Consider the following 25,296-nt stretch of genomic DNA (forward strand, 5'->3'; position numbering starts at 1 on the left):
ATGAGAATACCTGTTGAAACGCCTTCTCATCAATATGAAGTCATCATTGGCAACGGAAACTTAACCGCTGCCTTAACGACGATTGACGACAACATCAACAAGGCGGATAAATTGATTGTGCTAACGGATGCCAATGTGTGGCAAGCACATGAAAAAGCGTTTACGGAAGCTTTCCCATACGACTTTACAGTACATGTGATGCCGGCTGGCGAAGCGTGCAAAACATTCGAGAATTATTATGCAGTACAAACATTTTTACTCGAGCAAAAAGCAACGCGTAAAACGATGATTTTCGCTTTTGGCGGCGGTGCAGTGGGCGACTTAACAGGGTATGTGGCTGCGACGTTTATGCGTGGCGTGCCATTCGTGCAAATTCCGACAACGATTTTAGCGCATGATTCAGCGGTTGGTGGCAAAACAGCTATTAACCATCCACTTGGCAAAAATATGATTGGCGCTTTTTATCAACCGGAAGCCGTGCTATATGACATTCGTTTTTTAGAGACATTGCCAAAACGCGAAGTGCGCTCAGGTATGGCAGAAACGGTGAAACATGCGCTTATTTCAAATAAAGAGTGGCTTGAACAATTATTGCAACATACTGTTTATGACTTTAAGCAACAAGCGCTAGAGCAGCAACTTGAACAAGGCATTCGCGTGAAAGCCGGTATTGTCAAGCGCGATGAAGAAGAACATTCGGTGCGTAAGTTTTTAAACTTTGGTCACACATACGGCCATGCGATTGAAGCGGCATCAGGTTTCGGTAAAGTCGCACATGGCGAAGCCGTTATGATTGGGATTGTTTATGCGTTATTGCTAGGCGAAAACTATAGCAAGCTAACGCATGACTTTACAAAAGACGTGCTAGCGTTTGCGCTGCGCAGTGATTATCCATTTGATGCCGTTAAAAACTTTACGTTTGATACGTTATTAGCGTATATGCTGACCGATAAAAAAGTCGAATATGGCGAGCTACAATTTGTATTATTAAACGAAGTAGGCGAGCCATTTGTACAACAAATTTCAGTAGATGAAGCGCGCCAAACAGATGAGCGCTTACGTGCATTGTTACAGGAGGTAGAGAAATGATTCGAGGAATTCGAGGAGCGATTACCGTAACAGAAAATGATGCAGCACTTGTTTTAGCTGAAACAACAAAGCTACTGCAAGCCATCATTGAGACGAACCATATTGACGCAGCAGATGTCGCGTCGGTTATTGCAACGACGACACCGGATATTACGGCCGCATTCCCAGCAAAAGCAGTTCGTACATATGAAGGTTGGGATTATGTGCCGGTTATGTGTATGCATGAAATGAATGTCGAAGGGGCCTTACCGCTCTGCATTCGTTTAATGGTACATGTTGAAACAACGGTAGCGCAGCAGGAAATTCAACATATTTACTTAAATGAAGCTGTAAAATTACGACCAGATTTAGTGAAATAAACAATTTATAAAGAGGCGATTTGTGATGAAATGGAAAGAAACAGTTAAAGGATTAAAAGCATACGAACCAGGGAAGCCAATTGATGCCGTTAAACGTGAATTTGGTTTAGATGAAATTGTGAAATTAGCATCAAACGAAAACCCACTTGGCTGTTCACCAAAAGTGAATGCGTTCTTAAAAGAAACAGATTTCAACTTTGCGTTATATCCAGACGGCTACGCGCAGGATATGCGTACAGCTGTTGCTAACCATGTCGGCGTTGCAGAACAAGAATTATTATTTGGTAACGGCTCAGATGAATTAATTAGCATTATTTGTCGCGCGTTATTATCACCTGCAACGAATACAATCATGGCGACACCAACGTTCTCACAATATAAATTAAATGCAGTTATTGAAGGTGCAGAAGTACGCGAAGTGCCATTAAATGCGAACCGCGAGCACGATTTAGACGCGATGCTTGCAGCAATTGATGCACAAACATCGGTCGTATGGCTATGCAGTCCAAACAATCCAACAGGTGGTATTACACCGACGGCCGCGATTGAAAACTTTTTAGCAAACGTACCAGAAGACGTGTTAGTCGTATTAGATGAAGCGTATGTAGAATATGTGATGGACCCTGAGTATGCCAACACATTACCACTTTATAAACAATATAAAAACGTGCTATTAATGCGTACATTCTCAAAAGCATACGGCCTTGCAGCATTCCGCGTAGGTTATGCAATCGGTCAAGAAGCATTAGTGCGCAAGCTAGAACCTGTACGTGGACCGTTTAATAATACGGTGTTATCACAAGCGATTGTGCCGATTGCCTTAAGCGACACCGACTATCTTGAAAAATGTCGCACGATTAATGCGGCCGGTAAAAAACAATATATCGCATTTTGTGAAAAACATGGTTTAGATTATTACCCAACTGAAACAAACTTTATTTTATTCGAAATTAAAGCAGATAGTAATGAAGTATTCCAAGAGTTAATGTCTCGCGGTTATATCGTTCGTAGCGGTGCGGCACTTGGCGTACCAAACTATTTACGCATCACGATTGGCACGGAGCAACAAAACGCTGGATTACTTGCACAACTTGAAGACATCTTAATGAACAAAGGCGTTATTGCTTGAGACAAACCGTTCTGATTGTAGGGCTCGGACTTATTGGCGGCTCGATTGCGCTCGCCCTACAAAAGTCACCGCAAAATTGGGTGATTGGTTATGATACGAATCCAGATACGCTTCAAAGTGCAAAAGTGTTAGGTGTCGTGAATGAAGCGGCAACCGATCCAGAGCAAGCGATTCGTTACGCTGATGTGTGCATTTTTGCGACACCAGTCAATGCGACGCTTGCTTGGATGGAAAAATTAACAACATGGCAGCTCCCAGAAAACTTAATCGTTTCCGATACAGGGAGTACAAAAACGTTAATTATGGAAAAGGCTTGTGAACTCCAAGCACAAGGGATTTCGTTTATTGGCGGACACCCAATGGCTGGTTCTCATAAAAGCGGTGTGCTAGCCGCAAAACCAATTTTATTTGAAAATGCGTATTATCTGTTGACGCCGCTAGCAGAGGAAAAGCCTGAGCGCGTGGAACAACTACGCGAATTATTGAAGTTGACGAATGCGAAACTAATGGTAGTTGATGCGGAAGAACATGACCATATGACATCGATTGTGTCGCATTTCCCACATGTTGTGGCAGCATCACTTGTGCATCAATTGTCCGAGGAAAATGAAGAAAACCAATTAACGAAGCAATTAGCAGCCGGTGGTTTTCGTGATATGACGCGTATTGCGGCCTCAAACCCACAAATGTGGAGCGATATCGTACAACAAAATAAAAAGCATATATTAGAGCAACTACATCGCTGGCAAGCTGAAATGACACGTGTGGAAGCCATTATAAAGCGAGATAGTGAACAAGAAATTACAGCGTTTTTTGCTGGCGCAAAAGATTTCCGTGATGACTTACCATTAACACAAGGTGCGATGTTCTCAACATACGATTTATATATCGATGTACCTGACCACCCAGGTAGCATCGCAGAAGTAACGGCGCTGTTAGCACAAGAACGCATTAGTATTACGAATATTCGTATCGTTGAAACGCGCGAAGATGTATTCGGTATTTTAGTCGTAAGCTTTACGAGCGAAGAAGATCGTAATCGCGCGGCTAAATGCATTAAAACGCGTAGCCCATACGAATATTATATTGCATAGCCGAGGAGGAATTTTGATGACGTCTAAAACGTTACAATTTAAAAAACCTTCGTTGAAGGGGACTATTACTGTACCAGGAGATAAATCCATTTCACATCGTTCCGTGATGTTTGGTGCCATTGCGAAAGGAACGACAACAGTAGACGGCTTTTTATTAGGCGACGACTGTTTGAGCACGATTGATTGCTTCCGCAAACTTGGTGTAGACATCGCGCTTGATGGCACGAATGTGACCATTAAAAGTGATGGTATGGATGCGTGGCAAGAGCCTACAGACATTTTATATACCGGGAACTCTGGCACGACGACACGTCTTATGCTCGGTTTATTGGCTGGTTCAAATGTCCATGCAGTATTAAACGGCGATGCGTCAATCGGCAAACGCCCAATGAAGCGCGTTATTAATCCACTGCGTGACATGGATGCGCATATTACTGGGCGTGCGGACGGGCAATATACACCGCTTGCCGTACAAGGTAAAACATTGACACCAATCGATTACACGATGCCGGTGGCGAGTGCACAAGTAAAGTCCGCGATTTTATTAGCGGCGCTTAATGCCGATGGTACGACGATTGTCCGCGAACAAGAGCCATCGCGCGACCATACCGAGCGTATGTTGCGCCAATTTGGGGCAGACATTACGACAGAAGATGGTGTCATTACATTTAAAGGTGGCCAAAAATTAGCAGGTACGCATGTGTCAGTGCCAGGTGATATTTCGTCGGCTGCATTTTTCCTCGTAGCGGGCGCACTTACAAAGGATAGTATGATTACATTGCATAATGTTGGCTTAAACCCAACGCGTACCGGTATTATTGAAGCACTTGAAGCGATGGGTGCGGATATGACGATCACAGTTGATGACGTTACGGCAGCAGAGCCAATGGGTACCATTGTCGTAAAAACGTCGAATTTAATGGGTACGACAATCGGTGGCACGGTTATTCCACGCTTAATCGATGAAATTCCGATTATTGCCTTGCTTGCTACGCAGGCGCAAGGCACGACCGTTATTAAAGATGCGGAAGAGTTAAAAGTAAAAGAAACAAACCGTATTGAGGCGGTCGTTGATGAATTAACGAAACTCGGCGCGCATATTACGGCGACCGAAGATGGCATGATTATCGAAGGGCCAACGCCGCTCCACGGCGCAGCGATTCGTACGTATGGCGACCACCGTATCGGCATGATGGGTGCGGTTGCGGCGCTGATTGCAGACGGTGATGTGACGCTTGATGACGCGGCGTGCATTGCGGTATCGTATCCGACATTTTTTGATGATTTAAAAACATTACAATAGCGACGAAGAAGTGTGCGTAACCGAATTGGTTGCGGCACTTCTTTTTTTAGGCATTTTTGTTGAGAAAACACAAGCGCTCCTGTACGATAAAAGAATGACAAATTTCGTAGAATCAGGTGAATATTATGAACACGCAACAACCAATTATTAATGCCATTCAAAATGGCGACCTCCATGCATTACATCATGCGATTGAAGATTTACTCGTATCAGCCGATGCCAATGAACAATATGAAATGGCCGATTATTTAATGAACTTTGGTTATTTAAAACAGGCCGATGAAATTTTTGCACATCTCGTCTATTTATTCCCCGAAGAAGCGCAGTTGAAAATTGACCGCGCCACGGTATTAATGGAACTTGAAGCCGAAGATGAAGCTTTGGAAATGTTAATGGACGTAGAAGAACAAGCACCAGAATATCCACAAGCGTTGTTAGCACTTGCGGATTATTATCAAATGCAAGGGTTGTATGAAGTAGCCGAGCGTCATATCGACCGCGCAATGGAGCTATTGCCTACAGAGCCACTGCTCGTATTTGCGAAAGCGGAACTTATGATGGAGATGGGGCGTCTATCTGAAGCAGCACGACTTTATGAAGAAGTGTATACGACCGAGAAAGAAATTGCTGGCGTACGCATTATTGAGCGCTTAGCTGATGTACACCGTCAAGGCGGTTCGTATGAAGAAGCACTGCATTATTATCAACACGCGTTAAAAGATACGACATCAGCCGATTTATTATTTGGCGCAGCGTATGCAGCATTCCAAGCCGAGCAATATGAGCAAGCCATTCGCTACTTGGAAGATTTAAAAGTATTTGACCCAGATTACTTCGCCGGTTACTTGCTGCTGGCACAAAGCTACGCGATGCAAGAAAACAATAAAAAAGCATTAGACGTAATCAAAGAGGGTATTACTAGGGATGAGTATGATAAAGAATTGTATTTATTCGCTGGTAAAATGGCCATTAAAAATAGTTTACCAGAAGAAGCGGAAGCGATGTTACGCCAAGCAATCGCACTCGACCCGGAATATATGGAAGCCGTTTTAACGCTTGTGTCGATGCTATCAAATGACGAGCGCGATGAAGAAATTATCGAAATTATCGAAGGCTTGCATAACGATGATTTTGAATGGTCGACGTTATCAGAATTTGCCGCTGGGGCGTATGACCGTTTAGAAGACTATGATAAGGCACGTAAACATTATGCGAATGCGTATCGCGATCATGATGACAATGTGTTATTCCTTGAAAAATATGTCTATTTCTTAATCGAAGATGGTCAACACGACAAAGCGAACGAAGTAGCGCAAAAATTAACCGCCTTACAGCCAGAAGAACAACAATGGCTTGATTTACTTGCTCGTTTTGATGAACAATAATCATTTGGGAAGTGATACGAATGGAAACATCGATTTCAAACAAAGACAAAAAAACATTTGTACGTTGGTTTTTAAAGCGTTTTGATTTAAAACGCCGAGAATGCGTATGGATTTTAAATTATATTATTGGCGATGACGATTTATTGAATCATGTGCATTTTGTTGAAGATGCACATTATTGTCCACGTGCAATCGTTATTTCTACGACTGAATCAAACGGTATCCCATTCCGTTTTTACAAAGGCAATATTATGACTGCAGATGCTGAAAAGTCGTTTCATGATTTGCGTATGAACAATGAAGAAGCGATGTACATTCAATTGAATTTTCCAAAACAGCCGCCAACAGAACAATACTTAGCGGTACTTGAAGAAAATCCGTTTATGCCATCTTATATGCAAATTTCATCGGAAGATAAGCAAGTAGCGCAAAAAATGCTTTCTAAAAGCGTCTATGAATTTCAACATAGCAAGTTATTACAACAAATTGATGCCGCGCTTGATAACGGAGATAAAGAGCAGTTTTTTGAGCTTACAGCCGCGCTACAACAATTAGAAGCGGAATTGGCGCAATCATAACAAATAAGCAGCGGTTGCGCGATGACGCGGCCGCTGTTTTTTTAATACGCAAATGCGTGATTTTCCCCTATAATCAATAGAAAGGGGGAGACCGATGCAAGTTATTCGAAATATTTTATTCGCAAAATGGTTTTTAGTAGTATTGCTGCTTATTAATATTGGCGGGACAATTTATGGTTACATGTGGTATGGGTGGCAACTTGAACAAACAGCACCAATCTTCTGGTTATTCGTGCCCGATAGCCCGACCGCCACATTGTTTTTCTGTATCGCAATTATCGGTTGGCTCATGAACCGTCATTTCCGTTTATTTGAAGCGTTAGCGCTCGTAACAAACGTGAAGTACGGTTTGTGGGCTGTAGCGATGAACATTTTTACAATCATTCAACTAGATGGCAATGTGAGTTGGCAAGCGTATATGCTCATTGCGAGCCACGGTTTAATGGCGTTACAAGCGTTGCTCTACATTCCAAAATATGATTTCAAAGCGCTACATATTATTGTCACCGCAATCATCGTATTGCATAATGAAATCATCGATTATGTCTTTGGGCAAATGCCGATTTATAGCGTTTTAGATGACTATATGGCACAAATTGGCTATTTTACATTTTGGTTGTCGATTTTGTGTATCTTATTGGCGGTTTTTGTGTACAAAAAAGGGCTATTAGTTGCGAGAAAGCTATAGCGACTTATACAATAGAACTATGAATGATATAGGAGGAGAGTAAACGGTGTCTATCGTGACGATGATTATTTATTTTGCTGTCTTAATGTTATTACCAATTTATGCGCAGCGAAAAGTTATGTCCACGTATAAAAAGTATGCACAAGTTCAATCGACATCCAATATGACCGGTGCTGAAGTAGCACGTCGTATTTTAGATATGAATGGCTTGGAAAATGTGCGCGTTGAGCCGGTAGCGGGCGTGTTATCAGATCACTACGATCCGACTGACCGCGTCGTACGCTTATCAGAAAGCAATTTCTATGAAGCATCGGTAGCAGGTACAGCTGTAGCGGCCCACGAAGTTGGTCACGCAATGCAGCATAAAGAAGCGTATAAGTTTTTAACAGTACGCTCTAAATTAGTGCCTGCCGCAAACATTTCATCAAATGCTTCATGGATTTTCATTATGATTGGGGCAATCGCTTCATGGCAACCACTTATGTTAGTAGGGATTATTTTATTAGCAATCGGCGTTGTCTTCCAAGTTGTGACGTTACCAGTTGAGTTTGATGCGTCGAAACGCGCAATGAATCAAATTGTTGAACTCGGGATTGTCCGCAATGAAGAAGAGCCGGCAGCACGTAAAGTATTAAATGCGGCTGCTATGACGTATGTAGCGGCTGCCGCAACGGCTGTAATGGAACTTGTACGTTTGATTCTTATGTACACAGGTATGGGTAATAATAGCGACGACGAATAGTCAAAAAAACATCAATTACAGATCCTGTAATTGATGTTTTTTTATTCTTAAATAAGATAAAAATCATTTTCGTATTAAAAAGCGTTACAATATGTCTTGGTTTTGTTACATTTTTGTAATCATTTTGTCCCCTTATCGTATTGTTGATTGTGTAAAGTAGTCATTGTGAAAAGCAACACAAACTAACATTTAAAAATACTAACTTTATTATATAAAACAAATAACGAATATGAATGGAGATCAATCACATTATGAAATTGACAAAAACGATGCCATCACTAGCGCTAGCATTTACAGTAGGACTGACAGGTGTAGCAACGACAGCTACAACATTATCACCGGTAAATACAATTGAAGCAAAAGCGGCAACAACAATCGCATACAAAGCAAAATTATATGTAAACTCTTCAGACGGTACGTTAAACATGCGTAAATCAGCAAGCGCAACATCTGCAAAAGTTCAAACGTTAAAACAAGGAAAACAAGTCAATATTTCAAAGAAAAAAGTTGTTGGCGGTACAACTTGGTTATACGGTACAGCTTCAGGTAAAAAAGGCTGGATGAACGCTAAATATTTATCAACAAAAAAAATCACACAAGTATCTAACTCATTAGATTCAACGATTTCTTATGGCGCACGTTTCTTAGGCACACCATATGTATGGGGCGGCACAACACCATCAGGTTTTGACTGCTCAGGTTTCACAAGCTATGTATACCGCAATGCAATCGGTAAATCAATTCCACGTACATCAGGCGCACAATACGCAGCATCTAAAAAAATCTCTAAATCACAACTACAAGTTGGGGACTTAGTATTCTTTAACACTTCAGGTGGCGGCGTATCACACGTATCGATTTATGCTGGGAACAACAAATTATTACATGCTGCTGGGAAAAGCGTAAAATACTCAAATCTTTATGATGGTTACTGGAACAAACGTATCGTAGGTTACGGTACATTCCGCTAATTCATACAATGGGGTGTCTCGATGAGGCATCCTTTTTTGTTTTTCTATGATAATATTTATTTTTATTAATATAATAAAAAACTGCTTCAAGTATGCAAATGTGTACTTGAAGCAGTTTTTAGATGTCATTGATTAAGAGGCTGTTTTTTATCATCAAGCGTAAAGCCTTCTCCGGCCACATCATGCACTTCTGAAATGCTCATAAAAGCATGCGGGTCAATGCCGTTGACAATCGATTTTAATTTAAACAATTCATTTTTTGAAACAACACAATAAATAACGCGCTTTTCTTCACGTGTATAATAGCCGTTGCCATGTAATAGTGTAACGCCGCGGTCAAGTTGCTGCGCAATTTTTGCAGCAATCGCTTCATAGTCACTCGAAATAATAAAGGCGCCGCGTGCAGCGTATGCCCCTTCTTGGACGAAATCGATTACTTTGGCACAAACGAAGACAAATACTAACGTATAAATTGTTGTGCGCGCATTTAAGTAGGTCATCATTGACAGTGAAATAACGATGGCATCAATGAGCAACATCGTTTTACCCATCGACCAGCCGAAATATTTGTGCACGACGCGCGCGATAATATCGGCGCCACCTGTCGTGCCACCATAACGAAAGACAATGCCAAGACCGCCGCCTAAAAAGACGCCTGCAAGTAGTGTGACAAGGAGCATATCGTCATGTAAATCAATATGGAAATTAATATGTTGGAACACTTTAATGAAAACGGAGACAGAAACCGTGCCGATTAACGTATAAAAAAATGCACGTCGACCAAGAATTTTCCAACCGATAATAAACATTGGAATGTTTAAGACGATGTTCATAACCGCTGGATCGAGGCTGAAGACAAAATATAAAATTAACGTAATCCCGGTAATTCCACCTTCACCGAGCTCGTTTTCCATATTGAAGTTAACGAGGCCAAATGAATAAAGCGCAGCACCTAGCATGATGAACACAATGTTTTTGAATTTCAAACAAGTCCCTCCTAGATGATTTTTCAGTCAAGTCATACACGACTACAACAAATTTTGGTACACTATGGGTAAGCTGATAAACAGCTGGCTCATAGGTTTCTATTATCGTTGATTTATACATAATTGACAACCTTAATCGCAGAACACTTTACGTTCTACATGATGCAAAGGGATTATACATACACATTGGAGGAATGGAATCATGACAATTCGCGTCGCAATTGCAGGACCACGAGGTAAAATGGGGAAAGAAGCCGTACATACGGTGATGAAAGCGGACAATATGAAGCTTGTTGCGGTACTAGACCATCGCGAGATTGCTGCTAATTTAGCGGCCTATACAGAATTTCCAGAGAAATATGATGTAGCCGTTTATACAAACTTAGAGCAGTTAATTCAAGACACAACACCGGATGTGTTTGTTGACTTAACAACACCAAAAGCAGTGTATACGCATACAAAAACATTATTACAACACCACGTGCGTCCTGTTATCGGGACAACGGGCTTTACCGATGAACAGTTAGCGGAAGTGACGGCACTTGCAAAAGCGAATGGTACCGGAGCGATTATCGCACCGAACTTCGCGGTTGGTGCGGTGTTAATGATGAAATTTGCGGCTGAAGCGGCAAAATATATGCCCGATGTTGAAATTATCGAGTTGCATCACGACCAAAAGCTAGATGCACCATCTGGTACCGGCGTTAAAACGGCGCAATTAATCGCGCAAAATCGCCTAGCACATAAGCAAGGACACCCAGAAGAGCATGAAACAATTGCCGGCTCACGCGGTGGCGATATTGACGGCATGCGTATTCATAGCGTGCGCCTACAAGGTCTTGTCGCACACCAAGAAGTATTATTTGGTGGCGAAGGACAAATGCTAACGATTCGTCATGATTCGTATAACCGTGGCTCATTCATGTCAGGTGTTAAATTATGTGTTGAAAAAGTAATCGAGTTAGATGAATTAGTATATGGGTTAGAAAATTTATTATAAGATAGGAGCGTTTTTTTATGAAAATCGCTTTAATTGCGCATGATAAAAAGAAAGATGATATCGTGCAATTTTCAGTAGCATATGAACAAATTTTAGCAGAGCATGAGTTATTCGCAACGGGCACAACAGGGCTCCGTATTATGGAGGCAACGGATTTAACGATTACGCGCTTCCGTTCAGGTCCGCTTGGTGGCGACCAACAAATTGGTGCGATGATTGCGGTCAATGATATGGATTTAGTGTTATTTTTCCGCGATCCATTAACAGCGCAGCCACATGAGCCGGATATTTCGGCGTTGATGCGCTTATGCGATGTGTATCAAGTGCCACTTGCGACAAATATGGGTACGGCCGAAGTGTTATTAAAAGGCTTACAAAAAGGCTTTATTGACTGGCGTTTACTTGCCGAGCGTCGCAATGCCTCTCAAACGAAATAATATGATACTGTATAAGGTGTAGCTAGAGGTGGCTACACCTTTAGTATGAAATTGGACATAAAAGAAAGGACAGGTCGGATGAGAAAATTAAAAATAGGGATTACGTGCTATCCGACAGTCGGTGGCTCTGGTGTTATGGCAACAGAGCTTGGGAAAATGTTAGCAGAACGCGGTCATGAAATTCATTTCATCACATCAAGTATGCCGTTTCGCTTAAATAAAGTGTATCCAAATATTTTCTTCCATGAAGTAGAAGTAAATAATTACTCGGTATTCCAATATCCACCGTACGATTTAGCGCTCGCAAGTAAAATTGCTGATGTAGTGAAAGAAGAAGGCTTAGATGTCTTGCATATGCATTATGCTATTCCGCATGCCGTATGTGCGGTCTTAGCGCGCGATATGTGTGGCTGTGATATTGGCATCGTGACGACGCTTCATGGCACGGATATTACGGTACTCGGTGAGGATACATTGTTACAAACAGCGATTAAGTACGGTATTGATAAATCGGATATTGTGACAGCTGTATCAGATTCATTAAAGCAACAAACGTATGAGTTAATCGATACGACAAAACCAATTGAAACGATTTATAACTTTGTCGATATGCGAGAATATTATAAGCGTGACAATGCGGAGCTAAAGGAAGGTTTTGGCATTCAACCGCATGAAAAAGTAGTGATTCATGTTTCGAATTTCCGGAAGGTGAAACACGTACCAGATGTCGTTGAAACGTTTTTAAAAGTGCGCCATGAAGTACCTGCGAAGCTATTGCTTGTTGGGGATGGTCCTGAAAAGCATGACGTCATGAAACAAGCGCGCGCAAGTGACTATGCCGATGATATTTTATTTTTAGGACGCCAAGACAATTTAGCTGAACTTTATTCAATTAGCGACTTGAAATTATTAATGTCATCGAAGGAAGCGTTTGGCCTCGTGTTACTAGAGGCGATGGCTTGTGGTGTCCCAGGAATCGGTACGAATGTTGGTGGGATACCAGAAGTAATTGTCGAACGTGAAAATGGCTATATCGTGGAATTAGGTGATACGCAAGCTGCGGCAGAGAAAGCGATCGCGCTACTGAACGATGAACAACAGTTAGCGGCCTTTAGCGCAGCAGCACAACAACATGCGCATGAACATTTCCGCGCAGAAAAAATTGTAGAGCAATACGAAGTATTATATGAGAAGGTGGCACGCCATGACGACGATGCAGTTTGATGCGGCATTTCGTGTTATTGATGTGTTGCACGAAGCGGGATATGATGCTGTCATCGTTGGTGGCGCCGTCCGCGATACATTATTAGGTGCGCCGGTACACGATGTGGATGTCGCAACGAGTGCTTTGCCGGAACAGACGAAACAACTATTCGACAAAACGGTAGATATTGGTATTGAACACGGAACGGTGCTCGTGTTGGATATGGACGAGCCGATTGAAGTGACGACGTTCCGTACAGAAGGTACTTATGCAGATCATCGTCGCCCTGAAACCGTCGATTTTGTGACGAATTTAGCCGAGGATTTACGACGTCGCGATTTTACGATTAATGCGATGGCGCTCCGTTCGAAAACGGACATTGTTGATTTATTTGGCGGACAAGCAGATTTAGCGGCGCATATTGTACGTGCTGTTGGAGATGCCAATGAACGCTTTGCAGAAGATGCCTTGCGTATGTTGCGAGCGGTGCGCTTTAGCGCGAAATTAAATTTTGATATTGAAGCGACGACATATGCAGCAATTACGCAGCATGCGAGCGATTTACGTTATATTGCGATTGAACGCATTAAGGCAGAATTTGACCAAATCGTCCGTAGCAAACATCCATATCGTGCGTTTCGTTTATTAGTTGATACGGGTCTAGCAAATTATGTGCCGGGAAACTTTCAGCACATAAATGCTTGGCAAGCGTTTGATGCCGTTAATTCATTGACGGGATGGGCGTTATTTAGCTATGTAGAACAAGACGTCCAACTAATCACCAAATATCGCGGTTCTAATAAAGAACAACGCTTTGTCAAGCGCGTGTTTGCCGCAATCGATGCATTAGCCGCACTGACGCCATACGCATTGTTTGAGTTTGACGAAGCAGAATGGCGCGCAGCGGTGAAAATTTGGAATCATGTACACGATACAACCGACGATATTTCACGAATTTTAGCGCAAAAAGCGGCACTACCGATTCAACAAAAAAGCGACATTGTCGTCACCGGTAAACAGTTTTTAGCATGGAGCGGTCAAAAGGGCGGACCGTGGTTGAAAGAAGCGCTACAGCAATTGCTATATGGCGTGTTAGATGGCTCGATTAACAATGATGAACATTATATAAAGGGATGGTTTGAACGTGAGTGGAAATTTTAAATATGAATTATTAAAACGTCTGCAAGCGGCAGGAAATGAACCGCTGTCAGGGCAACAAATTGCTGATGAATTAAATATTTCACGTACGGCGATTTGGAAGCATGTGAATCAATTAAAAGAAGAAGGCTATGAAATTGAAACGATTCGTAAAAAAGGTTATATTTTAAAGCAATCACCAAATAATTTAGACCCAGCTAAAATTAAAGCAATGCTTGAAACCGACCATTTTGGCCAGACGATTTTTTATGAAGAAGTGCTCGATTCTACGCAACCAACAGCACATCGCCTAGCACAAGAAGGAGCACGAGAAGGCACACTTGTGTTATGCGAAGAGCAAACAGCTGGTCGCGGTCGTATGATGCGCGAATGGAAATCACAAAAGGGTAAAGGCATTTGGATGAGCGTCATTTTACGTCCCGATGTCCCAACGCATAAAGCGCCGCAATTTACACTTGTAGCGGCTGTAGCCGTAGCGCGCGCGATTGAAGATGTCACAGCGGTACGACCGGCTATTAAATGGCCAAATGATTTATTAATTAATGGCTTGAAATGTACCGGTATTTTAACAGAAATGCAGTCAGATCCAGATCGTGTGAACGCATTAATTATGGGGATTGGCATTAACGTTAACCATGAGGAAGTTGATTTCCCAGCAGATATTCAACATATTGCAACGTCACTAAAATTACAAGCAGGTCAAGAAATTGATCGTGCGACGTTAATTGCGCGCATTTTATTGTATTTAGAACGCTATAGCGCAGAGTATGTTAGCGATGGCTTTGAGAATATTAAAAAGCAATGGGAAAGTTATTCATGCACACTTGGCAATCGCATTAAAGCGACGACATTGCGTGAAGTACTTATCGGAGAAGCTGTTGAAATTACCGATGATGGCGTGTTAAAAATTCGTTTAGATAACGGCGACATTAAAGGCGTGTATTCAGCGGATATTTCATTAGAAGATTAAGTTTCGAGAAAGTAGGCATTACACAAACGTGTGATGGCTACTTTTTTTACGCTTGCGACTAATAGAATGTCAGCAAGCACCGGAATCTATTAGGCTTCATTGTCGTATGTGTGATAAAATCAAGTATATTATGAACGGAAAGTGTGAAGTAGTTATGGAAAGTCAAACGTATGCCGTTGTCGATTTGGAGACAACGGGGCATTCTTCAAAGCAAGGCGACCGCATTATTCAAATTGCGATTGTGTTTATGAAAGATTGGCGAGTCGTGGATACGTACACGAAATTTGTCAATCCGCAGCAAAACATCCCGTCATTTATTGAGGATTTAACCGATATTTCAAACGAGGATGTCGCGCATGCGTTGCCGTTTCAAGATATCGCCTATGACGTCTATGAAAAATTACAAGGGACGGTTTTTGTCGCGCATAATATCGATTTTGATTTACCGTTTTTACAGGCGGAATTTGCTCGTTGTAGTGTACCAACTTGGCAAGGAAAATCGCTAGATACGGTTGAATTAGCAAAAATTTTATTCCCAACAGCATACAGTTACAAACTTCAAGATTTAGCGCTTGAGCTGGGCATTATTCATCAAAAAGCGCATCGTGCCGATGATGATGCACTTGCAACGGCGCATTTGTTAAAAGCGTGTTATGACAAAATGCTTTGTATGCCACTAGCGGTGCTAGAGCAATTACATAAGCGCTCATTTAAGGCGAAAAATGATATTTCGGCGCTTATTTTTGAGGCGATTCGTGAAAAACGCCAAGCGACAAAACAGCCGCTTGGTTATACAACCTATCGTGGGATTACGTTAAAAGAACAGCAACCTATTGCGCAGGAACAGGTTAAAAAATGTAGTTACCCAGCGTCACTTGAAGCGAAAAAAACATTATTTGAAGCACAGTTTGAACAGTTTGAAATTCGTGATGGACAGTTCCGCATGATGGACAGCGTATGGAATTCTTTAAACAATCGTCAAGAAGTTTTGATGGAAGCGTCGACCGGTATCGGCAAAACGCTTGCTTATTTAATTCCGGCGATGATTTATACGGCGCGTCATGACGGCAAAATCGTTATTAGCACGTATACATCGCACTTACAAGAGCAGTTATTAGTTGAGGAATTACCAAAGGCTGAAGCTATTTTAGCGATGCACCCAAATGTCGCCGTCTTAAAAGGAATGAAACATTATATCGACATCGACCGCTTTAGTGACATGATTCAAGCGTTTGATGACTCATACGATGAAAATTTTGCGAAAATGCAATTTATTACATGGTTATCAGAGACAGCAACAGGGGACTTAACCGAGCTTAATTTATCTGGTGGTGGGCATTTATTTTTAGAAAAAGTACGCCGCAGTGATACGACAAAAGATACGCGTCGTCGCGGTGCATTTGATTTTTATTTAACCGCGTTAGAGCGCTGTAAAGAAGCAGATTTAATCGTCACAAATCATGCGATGGTCGTTGCCGATTTACAACGACCAGAGCCAATTTTAGACAATATTGATGGTTGGATTATTGATGAAGCGCATCAAATGGTACAAGCAGCCATGGTACGCGAAGAGACGATGTTTGTTTACCGCGAATGGAAATATGTTTTTGGTCAATTAGGGTCGATGTCGCAACGTTCATTAGAGCACGCCTGGTATGAGCGCATCGAGTCATCTGGTCGCGTACATCTGCGCAAAGTGATGGAATGTCAGCAAGCTTTTGGCAAGATGCTGGATTCATTTGAGCGTTCGATGAAACAAATGACGCGCTATTTAAATTTACTATCTGGTGTGAAGCGTTCGATGAAATACACCTTTTTATGGCAAGATGTCCAAATTGAGCAACTTTTATTACGTGAAGTTAGTCAACATATGGGACGCTTTTTAGCAAGTGCAGCGCAACTGACGACGGTTTATTTACACCAAGTTGATGAATTGTCGGTGTCGCAGCGCGCGACGCTCGATGATTGGTGTTATTGGCTCGATGAGTTGGCGCTGAAACATGCCGAGTGGGATGCGCTATTTTTACAACAGCGCAGCGCTGAAACGATGTGGTTAGAACTTGATGCGCGCAGTTTACCAGGGAGCATTCAAATTATGAAAAAGCCGCTAAGCATTAAGCGCACAGTCATGAGTGTCTTTGATAAATTTCGCGGGAAAATGGGCATTGTGTGGGCATCTGGAACATTAACAGCACCGGAAAATACGCGTTTTATTGCGAATCAACTCGGCGTTGATGCGACGGTCCCACTGTATCAATTCCAAGCACCGGCATCGTATTATGAAGGGGCACATGTGTATATTGTTGACGATATGCCAGACATTAAAGGTGTGCCGCAAATGATTTATATCGAGCATGTCGCACAAGCGATTGTTGAGACCGTATTAGCGACAAATGGACGCTGCTTCGTATTATTTACGTCGCAAGATATGCTGAAAAAAACGGTGATGCTCATTCAAGAGACGGAACAGCTAGAAGACTTTATGTTGTTTGCGCAAGGTGTTTCGAGTGGGAGTCGCATGAAGCTCTTAAAAATGTTCCAAAAATTTGAACGCTCGGTATTGTTTGGCACAAATTCATTTTGGGAAGGCGTTGACGTACCAGGCGATGCATTATCGGCTGTGATCGTCGTGCGTTTGCCATTCACAGCACCAAATGAACCGGTATTTAAAGCGAAGGCGGATGCAATGCAGGCGAAGGGAATCAATTCGTTTTATAAGCTGTCGCTGCCAGAAGCGATTATTCGCTTTAAGCAAGGGTTCGGGCGTCTTATTCGCTCATCACATGATAAAGGGGCATTTATTATATTGGATCGCCGTATTGAAACAAAATCATACGGTCATCAATTTTTAGAGGCATTGCCAAATGTACCCGTTGAAAAAGTTCCACTTGGAGATATGGTGTTACAATTAGAACATTGGTATAATGATGAAGTGTGAACAGGTTCGTACAACTTAAACGTATAAGGTGATAACATGAAAAACTGGTTAAAATTCTTATCCATATTTTTCGTTTGTTTGGCACTCGTGTTAGTGACGATTATCGGTTGGAGTGCATACTCACCGTTTCGTAGCATCGAAAACCAAGCCGAAGATGCCGTTATTCAAAATAAACAATTACAAGAAATTAGCGAATCCTATGTCTACAATGGGACTGCTGCTTATGTAACGGTAATAGGGAAAGATAACAAAAATAAAGACAAAGCCATTTTTGTCTTACAAGATCAAATGAACAAAAAAGGCCCCGCCTTAATGATGGAAAATGGTATTTCGGCTGAAAAAGCAGTTGAAATTGCGAAGAAAAAAGATCCGAATATAAAACGTATTTTACATACAAAGCTCGGTTTAGAAAAACCAGGCGCTGTATGGGAAGTAACATACAATACGAAAAATGATAAATTAAATTACATGTATATCACATACACTTCTGGCAAGGTGTGGAAACAAATTGCAGATTTGTAATGGGAAATAGAAATAATTATGTCTTTTGCTAAATGTTTGTATATAATGGTATTGAAAACTATAGCGAATCGCTGTTAAATGGAGGATACTATGACAAAAATTATGATTTCAGACATGCCAAAACATGTCGGTGAAACAGTTACCATTGGCGTTTGGTTATTTAACAAACGTTCAAGCGGTAAAATTGCATTTTTACAATTACGTGACGGTTCTGGCTTCGTGCAAGGCGTTGTCGTAAAAGCAAATGATGAAGACGTTTTTGCAACAGCAAAAGCACTTCATCAAGAAACATCCATGTATGTAACAGGTGAAGTAACGGAAGATACACGTTCTTCATTTGGCTATGAATTACAAGTAACAGGCATCGAAGTAATCAGTGAAGCACATGATTATCCGATTACGCCAAAAGAACATGGCGTTGAATTTTTAATGGACAACCGCCACTTATGGTTACGTTCTAAAAAACAACATGCCAACATGGTCGTGCGTAATGAAATTATTCGTGCAACGTATGAATTCTTTAACGATAACGGCTTCAAAAAAGTCGACCCACCAATCTTAACAGGTTCTGCACCAGAAGGAACATCTGAATTATTCCATACGAAATATTTCGACCAAGATGCTTACCTTTCTCAATCGGGCCAACTTTATATGGAAGCGGCTGCAATGGCGCTTGGTAAAGTGTTCTCATTCGGTCCGACATTCCGTGCTGAAAAATCAAAAACACGTCGCCACTTAATCGAATTCTGGATGATTGAACCAGAAATGGCGTTCGTTGAACATGATGAATCATTAGAAGTACAAGAACAATATGTGGCACATGTCGTTCAATCTGTACTGAAAAACTGTAAATTAGAGCTTGAAGTACTAGGCCGCGATACGTCAAAACTTGAAAAAGTAACAGCGCCATTCCCACGTATTTCTTACGATGATGCGATCGAGTTCTTACACAAAGAAGGCTTTGATGATATCGAATGGGGCGACGATTTTGGCGCACCACACGAAACAGCAATCGCCAACCACTTTGATTTACCGGTATTTATTACATGTTATCCAAAAGGCATCAAACCATTCTATATGCAACCACACCCAGACCGTGACGATGTCGTGCTTTGTGCCGACTTAATCGCACCAGAAGGCTACGGTGAAATTATCGGTGGTTCTGAGCGTATTTGGGATCATAAATTAATGAAACAACAAATCGAAGCTGCTGGTTTAGACCCAGACGCATACGCATGGTATTTACAACTACGCGAATTCGGTTCAGTGCCTCACTCAGGCTTTGGTTTAGGTTTAGAGCGTACAGTTGCATGGATCACAGGTGCTGAGCACGTACGTGAAACGATTCCATTCCCACGTTTATTAAACCGTATTTACCCATAGTTTTTAACGCGTGCAAAAATCCAGACCATTTTTGCACCTGAACGCTTGCCCACCAGACCGGGCAGGAAAAAGTTACAACAGTCAGTCGAACCACATTTCATTAGAGATGTGGTTCTTTTTGTTGTTTAAACCTTAAAAATAGATGACTGTTTCAAAGGTAGCAAAGCGCGAATAGGTAGTGTTATAATGAGCATTGAACGTCTGAAAAGACCTAACAATTTTGCATTGGAGGAGTCATACGTGAACGAACAACAAAAAAGGCTCCAAACGTGGATTGAGCGTGGAAATGTGACGATTTCACAGCTCTTTTTTCAATACTACAAAGAGCTTATGATTGCCGACAGTGATGCGATGCTTATTATGCACTTGCAAGCATTTCATGACGAAGGCGAATTATTCCCAACACCAACGCGTATTGCCGAACGGATGCATTTATCGGCAGATGCGATTTCAGCCGCGATGCAGCGCCTAATGCAAAGCGGCTATATTGAAATTGTACAAAACGTCACAGATGGCGTCCTTTATGAACAAATTAATTTAATGCCACTTTGGGTGCGAATACTTGATTGTGCGACAACTGAAAAACAGCACGTACAAGAACAACAAGTCGAAGTCGAAGAGGGCGAATTATTCCGCTTATTTGAGCAAGAGTTTGGCCGCCTATTATCGCCGATGGAAGCTGAAACGGTGGCGATGTGGTTAGACCAAGATCATCATACAGCAGCACTCATCCGTAAAGCATTGATGGAAGCCGTATTAGCGCAAAAAGTAACGATGCGTTATATTGACCGTATTTTATTTGATTGGAAGAAAAATAATATTAAAACGGTTGAAGAAGCGGATCGCTATTCACAAAACTTCCGCGACCACAATTTAAAAAAGCAGTTGCAACAAGCGCAACAGCCAGAGCTAAATCAGCCGGTGAAACGTGCACCTTTTTACAATTGGCTAGAAGAGGAGGAGTAGCATGCTAACAATTAAACAGTGGATGCATTGTCTAGATGAAATGGATAGGATGTTTCCGGATGCGCAGTGTGAGCTTGTTCATGATAATTCATTTGAATTAACGATTGCGACGTTGCTCTCTGCACAATGTACTGATGCACTTGTCAACAAAGTCACAAAAACACTGTTCGAAAAATATAAAACACCCGAAGACTATTTAGCGGTGCCACTTGAAGAATTAGAACAAGATATTCGTTCGATTGGGCTATTCCGTAGCAAAGCGAAAAATATTCAAAAATTAAGTCAACGCTTATTGGATGTCTACAACGGTGAAATTCCAGCAGACCGAGATGAACTTATTACATTACCTGGAGTAGGGCGTAAAACAGCCAATGTCGTATTATCGGTTGCTTTCGATGTCCCGGCGATGGCCGTAGATACACACGTCGAACGTATTACAAAGCGTCTTGGTTTGTGTCGCTGGAAAGATAGCGTGTTAGAAGTGGAACAAACAATCATGCGCAAAACACCAATTGAGCGCTGGAATAAGGCGCATCATCAAATGATTTTCTTTGGGCGTTATCATTGTAAAGCGCAACGACCAGGATGCGCTCAATGTCCGTTATTTGATGATTGTCGAGAAGGGCAAAAGCGTTTTAAGAAAGGACTTGTCACACGATGATAGTAGTCAGAACAGAACGAATCTCTAAAGAAGCAGTCGATGCATGGTTTGCAATGTGGCAATTGCAACAACAAGCCATTCATGAGGCCCATAGCAAACGTGATAAGACCGTCAAAAAGTTAATGGAACAAGCGATTGCCCATTACGAACAATTTGTCTTAGCCGCGTCAGATGTCGCGACATTAGATATAGCAGAAACATACGAGCTATTCCCGATTAATGGTATGGAGCGCCTACAATTCGTAAAAATGCGTCCCGGTCAATATGCGTGCTATCGTCAATTAGATGAGCTATTTATTGAAACGAAAAAACGTTGTGCACGATTACGCTTAAAAAAATAAGTGAACATAAATAAAAGGAGGCTGGGACAAAATATGTCACTTTCCTTTTTTAGCGTTCGCAACAAAAAACCGGAACCGCGTCACAGCGCGATTCCGGTTTTTTTATGTTCATCTGAGAAGGTGTTGTTACACGTATGTCCCAGCCTCTTTTTAGTAGGTGTTGTTATTGTTCAGTTGCTGGTGTATCGGTAGGCGGTGTTCCTGATGGATGTGCATCGCCGCTACCTCCCGCATTGCTATTGTTATTTGATGAGTTATCCTCTGGTGGTGTTGTTGGTGTACTGCCTTGGTCAGCGCCGCCGTTATTTGACTCTGAGCCACCTCCGCTTGAATTATTATCGCCGCCATTCGACGGTGTTTCCGGTTCGGCTGGAGGAGTCGAACTGCCTCCAGTATTAGAGTCGCCGCCACCATTCGATGGTGTTTCTGGTTCTGTTGGAGGAGTCGAGTTATCGCCATTTGAATTACTATCGCCACCGTTAGATGGTGTTGTTGGTTCGGCCGGTGGTGTTTCTTCCGTTTGCGGTTGTTCTGTTGTTGGTTCGTCCGTTGAAGGCTCCTCAGCTGAAGGTTCTTCAGTAGTAGGTTCCTCCGTTTGCGGTTGTTCTGTCGTATCCGTTTCTGGTTTTGTTGTAGCTGGTTGTTGTGTTTGTGGTTTCGTTGTTGATTGACTTGGTGCTGAAATTTGTGCGCCACGTACATACAACTCACCATTTGAACCTTCTACAACAGATTCTGGTTTTGTAAATGATTTTGTTTCTTTGCCTGATGAAATTTCAGTCATAACTTGTTTAAATAACGTTTGTGGAATATGTTTTTCCGTTAATGTTTTTAGACCAGTTTGACGTTCAGGATCTCCTGACCATGTTGCGACAGAGTAGTTTGTTGTATAACCAACAAACCAACTATCTGGAGCTGTTTCAGCAGGAAGTCCTAATTTTTGTTTTTTCTCAGCATCAAAGTTTGTCGTACCAGATTTCCCAGCAATATCTAAGCCATAAATACTTGCAGCAGTACCGGTAGCGCCCGCTTTTGAGCTGACGACATCACGTAAAATATCCGTTACCATATATGCTGTGTAATCGTTCATCGCATCTTTTGGATCTGGTGTATACGATTTTGATGTTTTGCCATCACGATAAACAATTTTCTTCACGGCATGTGCTTCTGTGTAAATGCCGTTGTTCCCAAATGCCGCATATGATGCAGCCATTTGGATAGGAGATACGGTAACATTACCGCCACCAATCGCATCGGATTCCACAAGTGATTTATCTTCTATCGGTTTAATGCCGACTTTATTTAAGAATTTTTTCGATTTCGCAGCGCCAACTTCTTTAAATGTTTTAACTGCTGGAATATTACGTGAACGATACAATGCTTCACGTACAGTCATATTTCCTAAGTACGTGTTATCAACGTTTGTAATCGTTTGGCTTGTGCCTGTGTATTTCATTGGTTCATCGGTAATCATTGTGCCAGTAGACCATTTTTTATTTTCAATTACGGGACCGTAATCAGCTAATGGTTTAATTGTAGAACCCGGTTGGTGTTTACTTGTAGCCATATTCAAGCCACGTTCTGGACCATAATTACGACTACCACCAACAGCAGCAAGTGCGCCTGTTTTTGTATCAACAATCGCCATACCTGCTTGAATATCTTCCGGCGTACGACCAACGAAGTTTGCATCGTTATTCAATGCTTTTTCAACTGATTTTTGTGCCGTAATATCTAAGTTCGTATAAACGCTAATTCCTTCTTCAAGCGCTTTTTCATCGCCATTTTCAGCAAGCTCTTTCAACACGACATCAATATAAGCATCGTATTTTGATGTCGCTGCTGCTTGACGTTTGCTTTCAGGAAGTAAGCCTTTTTTAATATCGACTTTTTGAGCTTGTTCCATTTCAGCTTTTGTAATTTTTTTGTTGTTATACATTAGAAGTAATACAACATTACGACGTTTTTCTGCGCGTTCTGGATTTTTAAATGGATTGTAACCATTTGGCGCTTGTGGCATCCCGGCAAGTACAGCCATTTCATCTAGTGTTAAGTCTTTTAACTCTTTGCCATAGAAATATTCAGCGGCTGTACCAAAGCCATAAATACGACCAGACATTAATACTTTGTTAAAGTACATTTCAAAAATTTCATCTTTTGAATACTCGCGCTCTAGCTGTAACGCTAAATAAGCTTCTTGTACTTTCCGTTTCATTGTTTTGCTATTATCAAAAAATGAGTTTTTAATAACTTGCTGCGTTAATGTGGATGCCCCTTGAGCACCAAAGCCGTCGCGCACGTTGGCAACGACCGCACCACCTAGACGCCAGAAGTCGATCCCATTATGATCATAAAAACGTGCATCTTCGGCTGAAAGAATCGCATCTTGCATTTCTTTCGGTATATCTTCATATTTTACGTTTTCCCGTTCTTCGCTACCCATTGAATAAAACTCTTTGCCGTTTTTATCATAGAATTTAGAAGAAACAGGATCTTTTAATGTGTCCTCGTTGAGTTCAGGTGCCGTGAATGCTAAATAGGCAAACGCAGCGCCACCGATTAAAAATAGTACGATGAAAAGAGACGCAATACCGATTAGCACGCGTTTCGCTAATGATTTTTGTGATTTCTCTTTTTTCGACGTTGATGTTTTTTTCTTCGGAGACGTTGGACGTTTTGTCTTTTGATTTTGCTGTTTACGACGTTGTTCCCTTGTCATTTTCTCGTCCACAGAAATCCCTCTCTTTCTGCCTATCACAAACTTGATAGTAGTTGGTCAACCGCTTTTAAGTAATCGAGCCGCGGTGCATAGCTCTCCGTTATTTCAATTGCATGTTCTTCAAAAACGCTTAGTGGAATCGATTTTCTTGCGCCCGTTTCCATCGCTTGCCAAGCAGTGTCGAGCACGTCAAATGGCAAGATGAAAAAGCGTTCTAATGTTGAAAAACTCACAAGTAAAAAACAAACCCCTTGCTGCATTTTTGCCGCACGCATATGTGTTACTTGGTGTTCATGGACATTTTGAAGTGGAAAGGATGTTTTATTTTTTGTTTCCTTCGCATCAAAGTCAATGTAGTGTCCGTTATAAACACCATTATAGTCCGTCGTGGAAGGCGTTCTAAAATAAGCCTCTTGAATGACCGCTGCGCTTCGTGACGGATACGCTACTTTGACGATTTGTACGGGAACAGGTTTCTTATGAATCACTGCCGTACCTCGTTGTAAATAAAAAGCATTCGCTTCATCGATGTCATCCTCTAAGCTTTTCCCGCGATTGCTAAATGTTAACTTGTCTTTTGCGAGAATATCCGATTTTTTTTTCGAGTCACTGTTTGCTGCTTTATTTTTTGGCGTATATTGCCGTCCGTTTGGATAGCGGATTGCCATTCGTA

General features: G+C 41.7%; 24 protein-coding genes. 21 read left to right on the forward strand and 3 right to left on the reverse strand.

Annotation, left to right across the window (positions count from 1 at the left end):
- The 10 genes from aroB to V514_RS0103950 all read left to right on the forward strand — a co-directional run bounded on the left by aroB (position 1) and on the right by V514_RS0103950 (position 9,338).
- Positions 1-1,089, forward strand: coding sequence for a 3-dehydroquinate synthase (gene aroB, locus V514_RS0103905; RefSeq protein WP_029498438.1), 1,089 nt, complete (start codon positions 1-3; stop codon positions 1,087-1,089).
- Positions 1,086-1,448: a chorismate mutase gene (gene aroH, locus V514_RS0103910; protein WP_029498439.1), complete on the forward strand. Its 363-nt coding sequence runs from the start codon at positions 1,086-1,088 to the stop codon at positions 1,446-1,448. Before aroB ends, aroH begins: the two co-directional genes overlap by 4 nt.
- Before the next feature lie 25 nt (positions 1,449-1,473).
- Positions 1,474-2,577: a histidinol-phosphate transaminase gene (gene hisC, locus V514_RS0103915; RefSeq protein ID WP_029498440.1), complete on the forward strand. Its 1,104-nt coding sequence runs from the start codon at positions 1,474-1,476 to the stop codon at positions 2,575-2,577.
- Positions 2,574-3,671, forward strand: coding sequence for a prephenate dehydrogenase (locus V514_RS0103920; protein WP_029498441.1), 1,098 nt, complete (start codon positions 2,574-2,576; stop codon positions 3,669-3,671). The genes hisC and V514_RS0103920 overlap by 4 nt, the downstream gene beginning before the upstream one ends.
- A gap of 16 nt (positions 3,672-3,687) precedes the next feature.
- The gene (aroA, locus tag V514_RS0103925) at positions 3,688-4,974 is read left to right on the forward strand and encodes a 3-phosphoshikimate 1-carboxyvinyltransferase (protein WP_029498442.1); all 1,287 of its coding nucleotides are present in this window, start codon (positions 3,688-3,690) and stop codon (positions 4,972-4,974) included.
- Between the two features lie 125 nt (positions 4,975-5,099).
- The gene (locus V514_RS0103930; protein WP_029498443.1) at positions 5,100-6,359 is read left to right on the forward strand and encodes a tetratricopeptide repeat protein; all 1,260 of its coding nucleotides are present in this window, start codon (positions 5,100-5,102) and stop codon (positions 6,357-6,359) included.
- Positions 6,360-6,379: 20 nt separating this feature from the next.
- Complete coding sequence (locus V514_RS0103935; RefSeq protein WP_029498444.1) at positions 6,380-6,937, forward strand: ReoY family proteolytic degradation factor; 558 nt, start codon at positions 6,380-6,382, stop codon at positions 6,935-6,937.
- 94 nt (positions 6,938-7,031) lie between these two features.
- Entirely contained in the window at positions 7,032-7,625 is a 594-nt protein-coding gene (lhaT, locus tag V514_RS0103940; protein ID WP_029498445.1) for a lipoprotein heptaprenylglyceryl N-acetyltransferase LhaT, read from the forward strand.
- Between the two features lie 61 nt (positions 7,626-7,686).
- The gene (locus V514_RS0103945; protein WP_035944264.1) at positions 7,687-8,367 is read left to right on the forward strand and encodes a zinc metallopeptidase; all 681 of its coding nucleotides are present in this window, start codon (positions 7,687-7,689) and stop codon (positions 8,365-8,367) included.
- Between the two features lie 251 nt (positions 8,368-8,618).
- Positions 8,619-9,338: a C40 family peptidase gene (locus V514_RS0103950; protein WP_029498447.1), complete on the forward strand. Its 720-nt coding sequence runs from the start codon at positions 8,619-8,621 to the stop codon at positions 9,336-9,338.
- Between the two features lie 125 nt (positions 9,339-9,463).
- Here the strand turns inward: V514_RS0103950 and V514_RS0103955 are convergent, their stop codons facing one another.
- Positions 9,464-10,324 carry a YitT family protein gene (locus V514_RS0103955; RefSeq protein WP_029498448.1) on the reverse strand — a complete coding sequence of 287 codons (861 nt, stop codon included), beginning with the start codon at positions 10,322-10,324 and terminating at the stop codon, positions 9,464-9,466.
- A 202-nt stretch (positions 10,325-10,526) separates the two neighbouring features.
- Here V514_RS0103955 and dapB point away from each other — a divergent pair, with 202 nt between their 5' ends.
- From dapB to V514_RS0104010, 11 genes are all read left to right on the forward strand, one after another.
- Positions 10,527-11,324, forward strand: coding sequence for a 4-hydroxy-tetrahydrodipicolinate reductase (dapB, locus tag V514_RS0103960; RefSeq protein WP_029498449.1), 798 nt, complete (start codon positions 10,527-10,529; stop codon positions 11,322-11,324).
- A 17-nt stretch (positions 11,325-11,341) separates the two neighbouring features.
- On the forward strand, positions 11,342-11,761 hold the full coding sequence (gene mgsA / locus V514_RS0103965) for a methylglyoxal synthase (RefSeq protein WP_029498451.1): 420 nt from the start codon (positions 11,342-11,344) through the stop codon (positions 11,759-11,761).
- Between the two features lie 78 nt (positions 11,762-11,839).
- Complete coding sequence (bshA, locus tag V514_RS0103970; RefSeq protein ID WP_029498452.1) at positions 11,840-12,985, forward strand: N-acetyl-alpha-D-glucosaminyl L-malate synthase BshA; 1,146 nt, start codon at positions 11,840-11,842, stop codon at positions 12,983-12,985.
- On the forward strand, positions 12,966-14,126 hold the full coding sequence (locus tag V514_RS0103975; RefSeq protein ID WP_029498453.1) for a CCA tRNA nucleotidyltransferase: 1,161 nt from the start codon (positions 12,966-12,968) through the stop codon (positions 14,124-14,126). The genes bshA and V514_RS0103975 overlap by 20 nt, the downstream gene beginning before the upstream one ends.
- Positions 14,110-15,093 carry a biotin--[acetyl-CoA-carboxylase] ligase gene (locus V514_RS0103980; protein WP_029498454.1) on the forward strand — a complete coding sequence of 328 codons (984 nt, stop codon included), beginning with the start codon at positions 14,110-14,112 and terminating at the stop codon, positions 15,091-15,093. The genes V514_RS0103975 and V514_RS0103980 overlap by 17 nt, the downstream gene beginning before the upstream one ends.
- A gap of 154 nt (positions 15,094-15,247) precedes the next feature.
- Complete coding sequence (gene dinG / locus V514_RS0103985; RefSeq protein WP_029498455.1) at positions 15,248-18,031, forward strand: ATP-dependent DNA helicase DinG; 2,784 nt, start codon at positions 15,248-15,250, stop codon at positions 18,029-18,031.
- A 36-nt stretch (positions 18,032-18,067) separates the two neighbouring features.
- Positions 18,068-18,553, forward strand: a complete 486-nt coding sequence (locus tag V514_RS0103990) for a cell wall elongation regulator TseB-like domain-containing protein (protein ID WP_029498456.1) — start codon at positions 18,068-18,070, stop codon at positions 18,551-18,553.
- Between the two features lie 90 nt (positions 18,554-18,643).
- Positions 18,644-19,936, forward strand: a complete 1,293-nt coding sequence (gene asnS, locus V514_RS0103995; protein ID WP_029498457.1) for an asparagine--tRNA ligase — start codon at positions 18,644-18,646, stop codon at positions 19,934-19,936.
- Positions 19,937-20,176: 240 nt separating this feature from the next.
- Entirely contained in the window at positions 20,177-20,902 is a 726-nt protein-coding gene (locus V514_RS0104000) for a DnaD domain-containing protein (protein ID WP_029498459.1), read from the forward strand.
- A gap of 1 nt (position 20,903) precedes the next feature.
- Positions 20,904-21,563, forward strand: a complete 660-nt coding sequence (gene nth / locus V514_RS0104005) for an endonuclease III (protein ID WP_029498460.1) — start codon at positions 20,904-20,906, stop codon at positions 21,561-21,563.
- Positions 21,560-21,904 carry a YpoC family protein gene (locus tag V514_RS0104010; protein ID WP_029498461.1) on the forward strand — a complete coding sequence of 115 codons (345 nt, stop codon included), beginning with the start codon at positions 21,560-21,562 and terminating at the stop codon, positions 21,902-21,904. The genes nth and V514_RS0104010 overlap by 4 nt, the downstream gene beginning before the upstream one ends.
- 163 nt (positions 21,905-22,067) lie before the next feature.
- Here the strand turns inward: V514_RS0104010 and V514_RS0104015 are convergent, their stop codons facing one another.
- Both V514_RS0104015 and recU read right to left on the reverse strand, forming a co-directional pair.
- Positions 22,068-24,635, reverse strand: coding sequence for a PBP1A family penicillin-binding protein (locus V514_RS0104015; RefSeq protein ID WP_152528936.1), 2,568 nt, complete (start codon positions 24,633-24,635; stop codon positions 22,068-22,070).
- Positions 24,636-24,658: 23 nt separating this feature from the next.
- Positions 24,659-25,291, reverse strand: a complete 633-nt coding sequence (recU, locus tag V514_RS0104020) for a Holliday junction resolvase RecU (protein ID WP_029498463.1) — start codon at positions 25,289-25,291, stop codon at positions 24,659-24,661.
- Between the last annotated feature and the right edge of the window lie 5 nt (positions 25,292-25,296).

It is taken from the genome of Kurthia huakuii LAM0618 (genome assembly GCF_000505545.1).
Lineage (GTDB): Bacteria > Bacillota > Bacilli > Bacillales_A > Planococcaceae > Kurthia > Kurthia huakuii.

What these genes read in the sequence shown, in the direction of transcription:
- aroB (WP_029498438.1), top strand. Translation starts at nt 1, where the DNA reads ATGAGAATACCTGTTGAAACGCCTTCTCATCAATATGAAGTCATCATT.
- aroH (WP_029498439.1), top strand. Translation starts at nt 1,086, where the DNA reads ATGATTCGAGGAATTCGAGGAGCGATTACCGTAACAGAAAATGATGCA.
- hisC (WP_029498440.1), top strand. Translation starts at nt 1,474, where the DNA reads ATGAAATGGAAAGAAACAGTTAAAGGATTAAAAGCATACGAACCAGGG.
- aroA (WP_029498442.1), top strand. Translation starts at nt 3,688, where the DNA reads ATGACGTCTAAAACGTTACAATTTAAAAAACCTTCGTTGAAGGGGACT.
- V514_RS0103930 (WP_029498443.1), top strand. Translation starts at nt 5,100, where the DNA reads ATGAACACGCAACAACCAATTATTAATGCCATTCAAAATGGCGACCTC.
- V514_RS0103935 (WP_029498444.1), top strand. Translation starts at nt 6,380, where the DNA reads ATGGAAACATCGATTTCAAACAAAGACAAAAAAACATTTGTACGTTGG.
- lhaT (WP_029498445.1), top strand. Translation starts at nt 7,032, where the DNA reads ATGCAAGTTATTCGAAATATTTTATTCGCAAAATGGTTTTTAGTAGTA.
- V514_RS0103945 (WP_035944264.1), top strand. Translation starts at nt 7,687, where the DNA reads ATGATTATTTATTTTGCTGTCTTAATGTTATTACCAATTTATGCGCAG.
- V514_RS0103950 (WP_029498447.1), top strand. Translation starts at nt 8,619, where the DNA reads ATGAAATTGACAAAAACGATGCCATCACTAGCGCTAGCATTTACAGTA.
- dapB (WP_029498449.1), top strand. Translation starts at nt 10,527, where the DNA reads ATGACAATTCGCGTCGCAATTGCAGGACCACGAGGTAAAATGGGGAAA.
- mgsA (WP_029498451.1), top strand. Translation starts at nt 11,342, where the DNA reads ATGAAAATCGCTTTAATTGCGCATGATAAAAAGAAAGATGATATCGTG.
- bshA (WP_029498452.1), top strand. Translation starts at nt 11,840, where the DNA reads ATGAGAAAATTAAAAATAGGGATTACGTGCTATCCGACAGTCGGTGGC.
- V514_RS0103975 (WP_029498453.1), top strand. Translation starts at nt 12,966, where the DNA reads ATGACGACGATGCAGTTTGATGCGGCATTTCGTGTTATTGATGTGTTG.
- dinG (WP_029498455.1), top strand. Translation starts at nt 15,248, where the DNA reads ATGGAAAGTCAAACGTATGCCGTTGTCGATTTGGAGACAACGGGGCAT.
- V514_RS0103990 (WP_029498456.1), top strand. Translation starts at nt 18,068, where the DNA reads ATGAAAAACTGGTTAAAATTCTTATCCATATTTTTCGTTTGTTTGGCA.
- asnS (WP_029498457.1), top strand. Translation starts at nt 18,644, where the DNA reads ATGACAAAAATTATGATTTCAGACATGCCAAAACATGTCGGTGAAACA.
- nth (WP_029498460.1), top strand. Translation starts at nt 20,904, where the DNA reads ATGCTAACAATTAAACAGTGGATGCATTGTCTAGATGAAATGGATAGG.
- V514_RS0104010 (WP_029498461.1), top strand. Translation starts at nt 21,560, where the DNA reads ATGATAGTAGTCAGAACAGAACGAATCTCTAAAGAAGCAGTCGATGCA.
- recU (WP_029498463.1), bottom strand. Translation starts at nt 25,291, where the DNA reads ATGGCAATCCGCTATCCAAACGGACGGCAATATACGCCAAAAAATAAA.